This is a genomic window from Dokdonella sp., assembly GCF_019634815.1.
GTDB lineage: Bacteria > Pseudomonadota > Gammaproteobacteria > Xanthomonadales > Rhodanobacteraceae > Dokdonella_A.
Genome location: NZ_JAHCAP010000017.1, coordinates 28,886 through 41,678 on the forward strand (window position 1 = coordinate 28,886; position 12,793 = coordinate 41,678).

The 12,793-nt window shown below is 65.8% G+C and carries 11 protein-coding genes; 9 read left to right on the forward strand and 2 right to left on the reverse strand.

What is annotated here, in order from left to right; genetic code table 11:
• Positions 1-6 precede the first annotated feature (6 nt).
• Positions 7-1,146, reverse strand: a complete 1,140-nt coding sequence (locus tag KF759_RS09625) for a GNAT family N-acetyltransferase (protein ID WP_291224897.1) — start codon at positions 1,144-1,146, stop codon at positions 7-9.
• 22 nt (positions 1,147-1,168) lie between these two features.
• The gene (gene trxB, locus KF759_RS09630) at positions 1,169-2,122 is read right to left on the reverse strand and encodes a thioredoxin-disulfide reductase (protein ID WP_291224899.1); all 954 of its coding nucleotides are present in this window, start codon (positions 2,120-2,122) and stop codon (positions 1,169-1,171) included.
• Positions 2,123-2,311: 189 nt separating this feature from the next.
• On the opposite strand from trxB, the gene ald reads away from it, so the two are divergent.
• The 9 genes from ald (at position 2,312) to KF759_RS09675 (ending at position 12,789) form a co-directional block, all read left to right on the forward strand.
• Positions 2,312-3,373, forward strand: a complete 1,062-nt coding sequence (ald, locus tag KF759_RS09635) for an alanine dehydrogenase (RefSeq protein ID WP_291224901.1) — start codon at positions 2,312-2,314, stop codon at positions 3,371-3,373.
• A 97-nt stretch (positions 3,374-3,470) separates the two neighbouring features.
• Complete coding sequence (locus KF759_RS09640) at positions 3,471-5,795, forward strand: DNA translocase FtsK (RefSeq protein ID WP_291224902.1); 2,325 nt, start codon at positions 3,471-3,473, stop codon at positions 5,793-5,795.
• Positions 5,796-6,618: 823 nt separating this feature from the next.
• On the forward strand, positions 6,619-7,269 hold the full coding sequence (gene lolA / locus KF759_RS09645; protein ID WP_291224904.1) for an outer membrane lipoprotein chaperone LolA: 651 nt from the start codon (positions 6,619-6,621) through the stop codon (positions 7,267-7,269).
• Between the two features lie 106 nt (positions 7,270-7,375).
• Positions 7,376-7,543, forward strand: a complete 168-nt coding sequence (locus tag KF759_RS09650) for a hypothetical protein (RefSeq protein WP_291224906.1) — start codon at positions 7,376-7,378, stop codon at positions 7,541-7,543.
• Between the two features lie 105 nt (positions 7,544-7,648).
• Positions 7,649-8,065, forward strand: a complete 417-nt coding sequence (locus KF759_RS09655) for a ketosteroid isomerase-related protein (RefSeq protein WP_291224908.1) — start codon at positions 7,649-7,651, stop codon at positions 8,063-8,065.
• 79 nt (positions 8,066-8,144) lie between these two features.
• Positions 8,145-9,371 carry a TIGR03862 family flavoprotein gene (locus KF759_RS09660; RefSeq protein ID WP_291224910.1) on the forward strand — a complete coding sequence of 409 codons (1,227 nt, stop codon included), beginning with the start codon at positions 8,145-8,147 and terminating at the stop codon, positions 9,369-9,371.
• A gap of 62 nt (positions 9,372-9,433) precedes the next feature.
• The gene (locus tag KF759_RS09665) at positions 9,434-10,339 is read left to right on the forward strand and encodes an SPFH domain-containing protein (RefSeq protein ID WP_291224912.1); all 906 of its coding nucleotides are present in this window, start codon (positions 9,434-9,436) and stop codon (positions 10,337-10,339) included.
• Positions 10,340-11,293: 954 nt separating this feature from the next.
• Positions 11,294-11,911, forward strand: a complete 618-nt coding sequence (locus KF759_RS09670; protein WP_291224914.1) for a GNAT family N-acetyltransferase — start codon at positions 11,294-11,296, stop codon at positions 11,909-11,911.
• A 2-nt stretch (positions 11,912-11,913) separates the two neighbouring features.
• Entirely contained in the window at positions 11,914-12,789 is an 876-nt protein-coding gene (locus KF759_RS09675; RefSeq protein ID WP_291224975.1) for a nitrilase-related carbon-nitrogen hydrolase, read from the forward strand.
• Positions 12,790-12,793 lie beyond the last annotated feature (4 nt).

Consider the following 12,793-nt stretch of genomic DNA (forward strand, 5'->3'; position numbering starts at 1 on the left):
GGCGATTCAAGCCTCGCGCGCGTACGGCGAGTGTGCAAGCAGTTGTGCGCGTGAGTCTTCGAGTGCAAGCGCTTCGCGCTTGAGGGAATCGGCAATCGCGGCGCGAAAGCGCGTATCGGCGATCCAGTGGAACGAGCGCGTGCGTTCCGGCAGGAAGCCGCGCGCGAGCTTGTGCTGACCGCCCGCTCCGGGTTCGAAGGTCTGCAAGCCGTGGCGCAGGCAGTATTCGATGCCTTGGTAATAGCAGGCTTCGAAATGCAGGCCTTCCACGTGTTCGCGCGCACCCCAGTAGCGGCCAAACAAGGTATCCGAGCTGCGCAGCATCAGTGCGCCTGCAATCAGTTCGCCCTCGCGCCGGCACAGCACGGCAACGACCTGGCGTGGCAGCGCGCGACCGAGATGCCGGAAGAATTCCAGTGTGAGTGCGGCGTGGTTGCCTTTTTCGTCGAAGGTAGCGAGATAGAACGCGTGCAGCGCCTGCCACTCCCGCAGGTTCAGTTCATCGCCATGACGCACTTCGCAGTGCATGCCCGCATGCGCGAGTGCCGCGCGCTCGCTGCGGATGTTCTTGCGCTTCTTGTGCGAGAGTGCGGCGAGGAAATCGTCGAAATCGCGCCAGCCGTGGGCGTTGCGCCAGTGGAATTGCAGGTCGCCGCGCGGAAGCCAATCGGTGTTCGCGAATGCAGAGGCATCATCCGCGCTGGCGAAATTCAGGTGTGCCGAGGACAGGTGCAGGCGCCGCGATTGGGCAACGATCGCCTCGATCAGCAAGGCACGCAGATGCACCGCGTCATCACCGGCGCCAACCAGCAGACGAACACCGCTCACCGGTGACCAGGGCACGCCGCACAGGAGCTTGGGGTAGTAGTCGAGCCCGTGCCTGGCATAGGCATCGGCCCAGGCCCAGTCGTAGACGAATTCGCCATGCGAGTGCGCCTTGAGATAGAGCGGCGCGGCGGCGATCAGCAGCGCACCGTCGTATATCCCCAGATGATGCGCCTGCCAACCGCTGTCAGGGTCGATGCAACCGTGCTCCTCGAGACCGGCGAGGAAGGCGTGTGCAAGAAACGGATTGTCGTCCGTGCGCAATGCGTCCCACTGCGCAGCAGGGATGTCGCACAGCTGCGCGTGGAATCGAGCTTGCATGACGCCTGGCTGGCCGCGCGACTCAACCCTTGTCGAGAAAGCGTTCGGCATCGAGCGCGGCCATGCAGCCGAAACCGGCCGAGGTCACCGCCTGACGATAGACCTGATCGGCGACATCACCCGCGGCGAACACGCCGGGCACGCTGGTTGCGGTGGCGTTGCCATCCAGGCCCGTGCGTATCGTGATGTAGCCGTTTTTCATGTCCAGCTGGCCTTCGAAGATCGCCGTGTTGGGCGTGTGTCCGATGGCGACGAAGAAACCGGTAAGGGCGATCTCGCGCGTGCTGTCATCGACGAGGCTGCGCAGACGCATGCCGGTGACGCCACTGGCGTCATCGCCGAGCACTTCGTCGACGGTGTGGTTCCAGATGATGTCGATCTTGCCCGCGCGCTGCTTCTCGAACAGCTTGTCCTGCATGATCTTCTCGGCGCGCAGCTTGTCGCGGCGATGCACGAGGGTGACCTTGCGCGCGATGTTGGAGAGGTACAGCGCCTCTTCGACTGCGGTATTGCCGCCGCCGATCACGGCCACGTCCTGATCGCGGTAGAAGAAGCCGTCACAGGTGGCGCAGGCCGACACGCCCTTGCCCTTGTAGTGTTCTTCCGAAGCGATGCCGAGGTATTTGGCGGTGGCGCCGGTGGCGATGATGAGCGCATCACAGGTGTATTCGCCGGAATCGCCCTTGAGGCGGAATGGGCGCTGCGAAAGATCGGTGCTGTGGATGTGGTCGAACACCATCTCGGTCTTGAAGCGCTCGGCATGCTCGGCCATGCGCTGCATCAGCTGCGGGCCTTGCAGGCCCTCGACGTCTCCGGGCCAGTTGTCGACGTCGGTGGTGGTCATCAACTGGCCACCCTGGGCGAGGCCGGTGATGAGGGTCGGCTTGAGGTTGGCGCGTGCCGCATACACGGCGGCGGTGTAGCCGGCCGGGCCGGAGCCGAGGATGATCAATCGCGAGTGTCTGGTTGTGCTCATGTATAATCCGGCGCCGCTTCGCGGCGAATGTTCGTGGTGTATTCCGATGGTGGAACGCGGGCTGCGGTACCAGCCCGGATCCGCTCTTTTCCACTGCTGCGCCCGGCGCTGGCAGACAAGGAGAATGGAGGGAACACCGACCCGATTCAAGGCGCTGTTCGTCTTTTTCCCAAACCCAAGGAAACTGCAATGCGTATCGGTGTACCTGCGGAAACCAAGACCCTGGAAGGGCGCGTCGCGCTCGTGCCGGCTGCCTGTGGTGATCTGGTGCGACACGGCCACGAGGTTTACGTGCAGGCCGGCGCGGGACTCAAGAGCGGCTTCAAGGATGAGGATTATGAGCGCGTCGGCGTGAAGATCGTAGCCACCGCGAAGAAGCTTTACGAAGCCGGCGAGCTCATCGTCAAGGTCAAGGAACCGATCGCGGGTGACCTCAAGCACCTGCGCAAGGACCACCTGCTGTTTTGCTACCTGCATCTTGCCGCCGAGCCCAAACTGACCCAGCGCCTGCTCGAAATCGGCCTCACCGGCGTGGCCTTCGAATCGGTTGAAGATGCCGATGGCACGCTGCCGCTGCTGGCGCCGATGTCGATCATTGCAGGTCGCATTGCCACCCAGATTGGCACTCATCTGCTGCACCAGCCTGCGGGTGGCAAGGGCAAACTGCTCGGCGGCCTGCCGTCGACGGTGCGCGGCAAGGTTCTGGTGTTCGGCGCGGGCGCCGCGGGCAAGAATGCAGCCGAGCTGGCCGCGGCCGGCGGTGCCAACGTGATCGTGTTCGAGAAGCGCCCCGACCGCCTGCGCGAGATGATGGCGGTGTCGCCGAACGTGACCGCGCTTTATCCGTATGAAGAAACGGTCTCGCGCGAGATCCGCGATGCCGACCTCGTGATCGGTGCGGTGCTCATTCCCAGCGCCAAGGCGCCACGCGTGGTGACGCGCGCGATGATCAAGACGATGGAGCCGGGTTCGGTGCTGGTCGACATCTCGATCGATCAGGGCGGCTGCTTCGAAACCTCGAAGGCGACCACCTACGCCAACCCCACCTATGTCGTCGACGGCGTCACGCACTTTTGCGTCACCAACATGCCCGGCGCGGTTCCGCAGACCTCCTCGCAGGCGATCTGCGCGGCGATCCTGCCCTACGTCAACCGGCTTGCCGCGGACAAGAACTGGAAGAAGTTCGAGCCGCTGCGCAAAGGCATCAACGTCGAGGGTGGCAAGATCATCCACCCGGCGCTCAAGGCTTGAACGCAGTGACCGCTGCGCGGTGCAGAGCCTTGCGCAGCGGTCATCACTTGCCGTTCAATCAATGACTTGGTGCGGGCACTTCGGGTAGATTGTAGGAATGGCTCGCACCCCCAAAGAGACAAAAGCCCCACCGTTGGACGAGCGCTGGTACCGGCGGCTGCGCGAGGCCGGCTTCCTCGTCCTGCTGCCGTTGGCGATCTACCTGTTTGCCTGTCTTGCCAGCTACGCGGCCGGCGACCCGGGCTGGTCGCATGCGGGCGATCCGACCCGGCCGATCCACAACTTCGGCGGCGCCTTCGGTGCCTGGCTCGCCGACCTCTCGTTCTATCTGCTCGGCGTGGTGTCCTACACCTTGCCGATCCTCTTGCTGGTGGTCGGCTACGTGGTCTTGCGTGGCGTCACCGAGCAGGAGCGCTCGCCGCTCGAACCGCTGCTGCGTCTGGTCGGCTTCGTCGCCTTCTTCGTCGCTGCGCCGGGTCTGGCCTGGCTGCAATCGGGTCATCCCAATCCGCTGCCGGCCGGACCGGGCGGGATCCTCGGCCAACTGGTCGGCAGCAGCCTGATGGGCAGCTTCGGGCCGCTCGGCGCCGGCCTGTTCCTGTTCGCGCTGGCGCTGATCGCGATCACGCTGGCCACCGGCTTGTCGTGGTTCGGGCTGATGGACGCGATCGGTCGGCTGCTGCTCACCGGTGGCAATCTCGCGGCAACGCGCTGGCGCAAGACCGAAGACTGGTCGAGCGCGCGCGAGGCGCGGGCCGAGCGTGAGGTGGTGCGCAAGGCCGAAACGGTCAAGCAGTCACGGCGAGATCCGATTCGCATCGAGCCCGTGATCGCGCCGATCGAAAAGAGCGAACGTGCGCACCGCGAGACGCAGATCCCCTTGTTTGCGGGCGCTTCCACCGATGGCGAGTTGCCGCCGCTGTCCCTGCTCGATGAGCCGCGCCAGCAGGTCAAGGGCTATTCCGAGGAAACGCTCGAAGCGCTCTCGCGTCAGGTCGAACTCAAACTCAAGGATTTCCGCATCGAGGCGCAGGTGGTCAGCGCGTTCCCGGGCCCGGTGATCACGCGCTTCGAGCTGCAGCCGGCACCGGGCATCAAGGGCAGCCAGATTTCCTCGCTCGACAAGGACATCGCGCGCGGCCTGTCGGTGACTGCGGTGCGCGTGGTCGACGTGATTCCGGGCAAGTCGGTGATCGGGCTGGAAATCCCCAACGCCAACCGCGAGATCGTCTATCTCTCCGAAATCCTGCGCTCGGACAAATACGACACCCTCAAGTCGCCGCTCGCGCTCGCGCTGGGCAAGGACATTGGCGGCAAGCCGGTGGTGGTCGATCTGGCCAAGATGCCGCACTTGCTGGTTGCCGGCACCACCGGCTCGGGCAAGTCGGTCGCGGTCAATGCGATGGTGCTGTCGCTGCTCTACAAATCCAGCGCCAAGGACGTGCGCATGATCATGATCGACCCGAAGATGCTTGAGCTGTCGGTCTATCAGGGCATTCCGCACCTGCTCGCGCCGGTCGTCACCGACATGAAGGAAGCCGCCAATGCGCTGCGCTGGTGCGTGGCCGAGATGGAGCGGCGCTACAAGCTGATGTCGATGGTTGGCGTGCGCAACCTCGCCGGCTTCAACAAGAAGGTCAAGGACGCCGACGAGGCCGGCCAGCCCTTGCTCGATCCGCTGTTCCGCCCGGATGCCTCGCAACCCGAGCGCGTGGCCCAGCCGCTGCAGCCGCTGCCCTGCATCGTCGTCATCATCGACGAATTCGCCGACATGATGATGATCGTCGGCAAGAAGGTCGAGGAACTCATCGCGCGTCTCGCGCAGAAGGCGCGCGCCGCCGGCGTGCACCTGATCCTCGCCACCCAGCGGCCTTCGGTCGATGTCATCACCGGCCTGATCAAGGCCAATATCCCCACCCGCATCGCCTTTCAGGTTTCATCCAAGATCGACTCGCGCACGATCCTCGACCAGAGCGGCGCCGAGACCCTGCTCGGTCATGGTGACATGCTGTATCTGCCGCCCGGCACGGCGATGCCCGAGCGCGTGCATGGCGCCTTCGTCGACGATCACGAAGTGCACAAGGTGGTGTCCTGGCTCAAGGAACAGGGTGAGCCTGATTACATAGACGGCGTTCTCGAAGAGGTCCAGCCGCTCGACAACGGCAAGATCATCGATGCCTCCGGCCTGCCACAGGACGCCAGCGAAGCCGAGGGCGACGAAGACAGCCAGCTCTATGACAAGGCCGTGGCGATCGTCACCCAGTCGCGGCGTGCCTCGATTTCGGGCGTGCAGCGCCATCTGCGCATCGGCTACAACCGCGCCGCGCGCCTGATCGAGCAGATGGAGCGCGACGGCGTGGTCAGCGGGCCCGAGCACAACGGCAACCGCACCGTGCTCGCGCCGCCGCCACCGAAGGACTGATCGCAGGATCGGTCGCGCCTTTCGGCGCTCCCGCAACACCACACTGGTCGCGACTGCCGTCGCTCCTACAACGGTTTGGTCGCGCCTTCTGGCACCCCTGCATTGTTGCTCTTGTAGGAGCGACGGCAGTCGCGACCCGGCCGATCGGAATGCGTTTGCCGCGCATGCGGCCGCGCGTGTGGCGCGTTGGTCGCGCCTTCCGGCGCTCCTGCAACGTCTTGGTCGCGCATCTCGGCACCTTTGGGCTGTTGATTTTGTAGGAGCGACGGCAGTCGCGACCGGGCCGACTGGAATGCTTTGGCCGTGCCTTCCGGCGCGCGTGTGGCGTGTTGGTCGCGCCTTCCGGCGCTCCTGCAACGTCTTGGTCGCGCATTTCGGCACCTTTGGGCTGTTGATTTTGTAGGAGCGACGGCAGTCGCGACCGGGCCGACTGGAATGCTTTGGCCGTGCCTTCCGGCGCGTGTGGGGCGTGTTGGTCGCGCCTTCCGGCGCTCCTACAACGTCTTGGTCGCGCATTCGGGCGCGCGTGTGGCGTGTTGGTCGCGCCTTCCGGCGCTCCTACAACGTCTTGGTCGCGCATTTCGGCACCTTTGGGCTGTTGATTTTGTAGGAGCGACGGCAGTCGCGACCGGGCCGACCGGGCCGACCGGGCCGACCGGGCCGACCGGGCCGACCGGGCCGACCGGGCCGATCGGGCCGACTGGACCTTTCAAGGCGGAATTGCCGCAAGCTCCGAGCCAGCGCTTGCAATGCGCTGCCGCGCTGTCGCCATTCATCCGCGATGCGGATAATCGCCGCTCCACACCGACAGGCCATCCTCGTCATGCGCGTTCTCGTTTCGCTGCTGGCTCTCTTCATCGCTGCCGGCGTACACGCCGCCGACTCCGCGCGTGCGCGCCTGGAAACTTTCTCGAAATCACTGCAATCCATCAGCGGCCAGTTCGAGCAGAGCGTGACCGACGCCAGCGGCCACCGCGGCGACGAATCGCGCGGCACACTCGCCTTGCAGGCGCCACGCCAGTTCCGCTGGGAAACCACCGCGCCGTTCCAGCAGACCATCGTTGCCGACGGCGCGCATGTGTGGGTGTACGAGCCCGACCTCGAACAGGTTTCGGTGCGCAACCAGAGCATGGCCGAGGCGCACAGCCCACTGACCGTGCTCACCGACCTCACGCAACTCGACAGTCAGTTCAAGGCCAGCGACGCCGGCGAGCGCGATGGACTGCACTGGCTCAAGCTCGAACCGCGCGCGCAGGACGCCGAGTTCGCCTATGCCAAGCTCGGTTTCGACGGCGACACGCTGCAGCGCATGCGTTTTCAGGATCAACTCGGCAATCGCACCGACATCGTGTTTTCGGGCTGGACGCGCAATCCGAAACTTGCGGCCGGCACGTTCAAATTCGTGCCGCCCGAGGGCGTGGACGTGATCGGCGATTACAAGCCCGAAGCCGAAGTCCATCCGCTCGAGGATTGAAGCGCGGGTGACAGACGTCAGCAAGGATGCTTGACGGCCGCGACTGCCGCCAGGCACCGCCAGATTCGAACATGGCCCCACACCGAACGGTGGACGAGGAGGAGCCATGCAAATCGAATCGACGAATGTTTCACCTGCGCTGCGTGAAACCCTTGAAAGATATCTTCCGTACGTGGCGGCAATCGCCATCGCGTGGCTGCTGGCGCGCGGCCTGAAGAAGTCGATCTGGAGCGCAATCGGCCTGTACTGGGCGTGGCGCTTCATGCCCTGGTGAGGCTGACACGAGCACACGCGCGCAAGCTACGATGGCGGCAGGCGCGGCCTGCACGCACCCGACCGGGTGGACGGCGCCGCGCAGGCAAGCCTGCAGAGGACGACGATGCCAGCAGCTTCACCCACCACCGGCCTGATCGAGCGCTACTACGCCGCCTTCAACCGCGGCGACTGGCCGGCGATGCTCGACTGCCTTGCCGACGACGTCGCGCACGATCTCAATCAAGGCCCGCGCGAAACCGGACATGAGGCTTTCGCAGCCTTTCTTGCGCGCATGGATCGCTGCTATGCCGAGCAGTTGCAGGACATCGTCGTGTTTGCGTCTGCCGATGACTCGCGCGCGGCTGCCGAGTACGTCGTGCATGGCCGCTACAAGTCCAGCGACGAGGGGCTGCCGCCCGCGCGTGGCCAGACCTACGTGCTGCCGGGTGGTGCGTTCTTCGAGATCCGCGCGGGTCGCATCGCGCGCGTGAGCAACTACTACAACCTGCAGGACTGGCTGCGCCAGGTTGGCGCTGGATGAGCGCCGCTGCGCCCTGGACTGCACGATCGGGTTCAGCCACCACCGGTCATCGAGTCGCTTGCCCGAACCGCGACCGAAAATGAACGCAAGGGTTCACATCATCGGCGGCGGCCCGGCCGGACTCATGGCCGCCGAAGCCGCGCGCGAAGCCGGTGCCGAGGTCGATCTCCACGACCGACTTGGCTCAGTCGGGCGCAAGCTCCTGATCGCCGGCAAGGGCGGGCTCAATCTCACCCATTCCGAACCCTTCGAGTGCTTCGTCACGCGCTATGGCGAACGCCGCGCGCAGATTGAGCCGTGGCTGCGCAAGTTCGACGCCGACATGCTGCGCGCCTGGGCCGCAGGCCTTGGCGTGGACACCTTCGTCGGCAGTTCTGGGCGGGTGTTCCCGCGCGATCTCAAGGCCGCGCCGCTGTTGCGCGCCTGGGTGCGCCGGCTGCGCGCGCAAGGCGTGCGCTTCCACGTCAACCAGCAATGGCGCGGCTGGAACGAGGACGGCACGCTCGCCTTCGCCACGCCCGCGGGTGACATCGACGTGCGCGCCGACGCCACCGTGCTTGCACTCGGCGGCGCGAGTTGGCCGGTGCTCGGTTCGGACGGGCGCTGGCTGCCCGTGCTCGCTGCGCGCGGCATCGACATCGCACCGCTGCGCCCGAGCAACTGCGGCTTCGACATTCGCTGGAGCGCGCATTTTGCGCAGCGCCACGCGGGCGATCCGCTCAAGCCCGTGATCCTGCACTGGAGCGACCACGCGGGCAGGGCGCAGCAACGGCAGGGCGAATGCGTGATCACGCAGTACGGGATCGAAGGCAGCCTGATCTATGCCTTCAGTGCCGTGTTGCGTGATGCGATCGAAACACGCGGGCAGGCGCATATCACGCTCGACCTGCTGCCCGAGCGCAGGCTGGCCGACATCGAAGGTGCGCTGGCGCGTGCGCCGGGCAAACGCTCGCTCAGTGAACGCTGGCGGCGCAGCCTTGGCGTTGCGGGCGTCAAGGCGGGCCTGATGCGCGAAGTGCTCGCCACCGAGTCGCTCCACGATGCGGCCACGGTCGCGCGCACGCTCAAGGCCTTGCCCCTGAGCCTGCTGCGTCCGCGTCCGATCGAAGAAGCGATCAGCAGCGCCGGCGGTGTGCGCCTGGACATGCTCGATGAGGGATTGATGCTGCGCCAGCTGCCCGGCGTATTCTGCGCCGGTGAAATGCTCGACTGGGAAGCCCCGACCGGCGGCTACCTGCTCAACGCCTGCCTTGCCAGTGGGCGCCTGGCCGGGGATGCGGCAGCGCGCTGGCGGGGCGGCGCGTGAGCGCGGCTCTGCTACGCTCGCGGTCGGATCGAATCGGTTGAATCTGGACGAGGATCGGCAGCATGGCTATTGGCAGCAAGTGGGGCAGCAGTGGTGAACGCCCCGAACGCTTTTTCGGTACCGGCATCAAGCTCGCGCTCGTCGCGGCAGCAGTGCTGATCATCTATTCGGTACGACCCTTCACCCAGGTGCCGGTGGGCACGCAAGGCGTGCTGCTCACTTTCGGCCGTGCTTCGCCGACGCCGTTGTCGCCGGGCCTGCAATGGCGCTGGCCCATCGCCCAGCAGATCGTGCTGGTGCCGGTGACGATCCAGCGCAGCGAAACCAGCGGCAGCGAATCGGCTTCAAGCGACCTGCAGCGCGTCAACACCAAGGTCGTGCTCAACTACCACATCGACCCGGCGCGCGTGGTCGAAGTGTTCAGCACGGTCGGCAACGTGAGCGAAGTCGAACACACCATCGTCGACCCGGCCGTGCAGGAAGCGATGAAGGCCACCACCGCGCGCTACACTGCCGAGCAGCTCATCACCAAGCGCGCCGTGGTCGCCAGCGAGATGCATGCCGCACTCAACGAACGCTTCGCCCGGCATGGCCTGGTGATCGACGAGTTCTCGATCACCCAGTTCCACTTTTCGCCCAGCTACGACGCCGCGATCGAGGCCAAGACCGTCGCCGAGCAGCAGGTACTCACCGAGCAGCGCAACCTGCAGCGCATCGAGGTCGAGGCCCAGCAGAAGGTCACGCGCGCCAAGGCCGATGCCGACGCGATGGAAATCAACGCCAAGGCGCAGGCCGAAGCCCTGCGCGTGCAGCGCGAGCAGGTATCCAGGGAACTGATCGAGCTGCGCCGCGTGGAAGCCACCCTGCGCGCGATCGAAAAGTGGGACGGCCACCTGCCCAACGTCACCGGCGGCGCCACGCCGTTCATCGATGTCGGCCAGGCACAAGGCGCCGCGCCGGCCCGTTGATGCGCCGCGTGCCAGCGTCCGCAAAAGCCGCCGTGCTCTTGTAGAGCCGAGCTCGCTCGGCTCGTGACGCGCTCTTGTGTAGGAGGGCCGGAAGGCCCGACCGGAGCATCGCACGCCATCGTGGCGTTTGGTGGTGGTGACATGGGCGCCATCATCGCTTGGCGGAAGATCGGTCGCGACTGCCGTCGCTCCTACATGGCGCGAACATCGTTGCCGCACGGCATTGGCACACGGCGACGAAACGATTGATCGGGTAGGAGGACCGGCAGGCCCGACCAGACGCCCGGGAGCGGAGCAAGCTCCGCTCTACGAAGGTGGCGTTTGTCGATGCGTGTGTGCTCGGTTTTGTCGATGCGTGTGTGCTTGGCGCGCGGCGCTCTTGTAGAGCCGAGCTTGCTCGGCTCGGGCCGCGAAAGAACAAGGGCAGCGGAGCAAGCTCCGCTCTACGGGGCACGTCTTGTAGAGCCGAGCTCGCTCGGCTCGTGACGCTCGAGCGCGCTCGGCCTGGTTCGCGCGCTTGTGCAGGAGGGCCGGCAGGCCCGACCAGACGCCCGGGAGCGGAGCAAGCTCCGCTCTACGAAGGTGGCGTTTGTCGATACGTGTGTGCTTGGTGCGTTGCGCTCTCGTAGAGCCGAGCTCGCTCGGCTCGGGTCGCGAAAGAACAAGGGCAGCGGAGCAAGCTCCGCTCTACGGGGCACGTCTTGTAGAGCCGAGCTCGCTCGGCTCGTGACGTTCGAGCGCGCTCGGCCTGGTTCGCGCGCTTGTGCGCCGCCGGTGTGAAGGCATGCTCGAAAAAGTATCGGAGTCCATCACGGCCCCTGTGTAATCCGTGCGGTCGGGCGAGGGCGCCGCGGACGTGACCGCGCCGTTTCGCCATCGCTGCGTCGGCGAAGATACACCGAGGTGGTCTCGAATCGTGCGACAGCGCCCGGGACTGCGCTATGGTCGCCGTTGATGTTGTTTCTGATTGTGCCCATGCTCGAAGTCCATGCCTTCACCGCCGCTGCCGTACAGCCGTATCTGGATGAGGTCGCGGCGCTGCGCATCGCGGTGTTTCGCGATTGGCCTTATCTGTACGACGGCGATGCGGCGTACGAGCACAGTTACCTGGCGACCTATGCACAGGCGGCGAGCAGCCTGTTCGTGCTGGCGTTCGATGGTGCGCGCGTGGTCGGGGCGTCGACCGCGGTGGCGTTGGTCGAGGAAACCGAGGCGATTCGCGCGCCCTTCGAGCGCATGGGCTGGAACGTGGCCGAGGTGTTCTATTTCGGCGAGTCGGTGTTGTTGCCGGAGTATCGCGGGCGCGGACTGGGGCATCGTTTCTTCGATGAGCGCGAGGCGCATGCGCGGCGGCTGGGCGGCTATGCGACGACTGCGTTCTGCAGCGTCGTGCGGTCGCAGGATGATCCGCGGCGGCCGGTGGAATATCGTGGCAACGATGCGTTCTGGCGCAAGCGCGGTTATGCGCCGGTCGATGGTTTGCGCTGCGTGCTCGACTGGCCCGAAGTAGGCATGGAAGGCTCGATCGCGCATGCGCTGCAATTCTGGTCGCGTTCGCTGGAGGCTGCATGAAGATCAAGCTGGCTGCGGCGTGCCATGGCATCGGCGAGCCCGAGGACTTTGCCGCCTTTGCCGAAGGCATCGCGGAACAAGTGGCGACCGCCGCGGCGCAGGGCGCGCAGGTGGTGGTGCTGCCGGAGTATCTCGCGTTGGAAATCGCGGCGATCTTCCCCGCTGAAATCCGCGGTGATTTGCTGCGCTCGCTCGATGCCTTGCAGGCACTGCACGAGGATTACCTCGCGCTCGCGCGCGAACTGGCGCGGCGGCATGCGCTGCTGCTGCTTGCGGGCACCTTCCTGTTGCGCATGGACTGCGGGCGCTATCGCAACCGCGCGTATCTGGCGGCGCCCGATGGTCGCATCGTGTATCAGGACAAGCTCACGCTGACCGGGTACGAGCGGGCCGCGGGCGTGCTTGAAGTCGGCGATGAACTCAAGGTGTTCGAGTGCGACTTGGGTCGCCTTGCCGTCAACATCTGCTACGACGCGGAGTTTCCGCTTTACGCCCGCGCACAGGCCGAAGCGGGCGCGCAGCTACTGCTGGTGCCCAGTTGCACCGATACCGAAGCGGGCGCGCAGCGCGTGCGTCTGGGCTGTCGCGCGCGTGCACTCGAAAACCCGCTCTACGTCGCCTGCGCGGTCACCGCAGGGCAGGCGCCGTGGAGTCCGGCGCTGGACAGCAATACCGGCGCGGCCGGGATCTACGCGCCGATCGATCGCGGCTTTCCCGATGATGGCGTGATCGCGCAGGCGCAAGCGGGCTGGGCGATCGCTGAAGTCGATCTGGGCGCGTTCGCTGCCAACGCGGGCCATGCCCAGGTCAGCATCGCCAGCGACTGGCCGGCGCAGTTGCGGCCGCAGGTGCAGCGCGCACGCGTCGAGCGATTGTAGGAAC

Bases quoted from the DNA above. Each gene is read 5' to 3' on its own strand.
- KF759_RS09670 (WP_291224914.1), top strand. From the start codon at position 11,294: ATGTTGTTTCTGATTGTGCCCATGCTCGAAGTCCATGCCTTCACCGCC.
- KF759_RS09650 (WP_291224906.1), top strand. From the start codon at position 7,376: ATGCAAATCGAATCGACGAATGTTTCACCTGCGCTGCGTGAAACCCTT.
- KF759_RS09655 (WP_291224908.1), top strand. From the start codon at position 7,649: ATGCCAGCAGCTTCACCCACCACCGGCCTGATCGAGCGCTACTACGCC.
- ald (WP_291224901.1), top strand. From the start codon at position 2,312: ATGCGTATCGGTGTACCTGCGGAAACCAAGACCCTGGAAGGGCGCGTC.
- trxB (WP_291224899.1), bottom strand. From the start codon at position 2,122: ATGAGCACAACCAGACACTCGCGATTGATCATCCTCGGCTCCGGCCCG.
- lolA (WP_291224904.1), top strand. From the start codon at position 6,619: ATGCGCGTTCTCGTTTCGCTGCTGGCTCTCTTCATCGCTGCCGGCGTA.
- KF759_RS09625 (WP_291224897.1), bottom strand. From the start codon at position 1,146: ATGCAAGCTCGATTCCACGCGCAGCTGTGCGACATCCCTGCTGCGCAG.
- KF759_RS09665 (WP_291224912.1), top strand. From the start codon at position 9,434: ATGGCTATTGGCAGCAAGTGGGGCAGCAGTGGTGAACGCCCCGAACGC.
- KF759_RS09640 (WP_291224902.1), top strand. From the start codon at position 3,471: ATGGCTCGCACCCCCAAAGAGACAAAAGCCCCACCGTTGGACGAGCGC.
- KF759_RS09660 (WP_291224910.1), top strand. From the start codon at position 8,145: ATGAACGCAAGGGTTCACATCATCGGCGGCGGCCCGGCCGGACTCATG.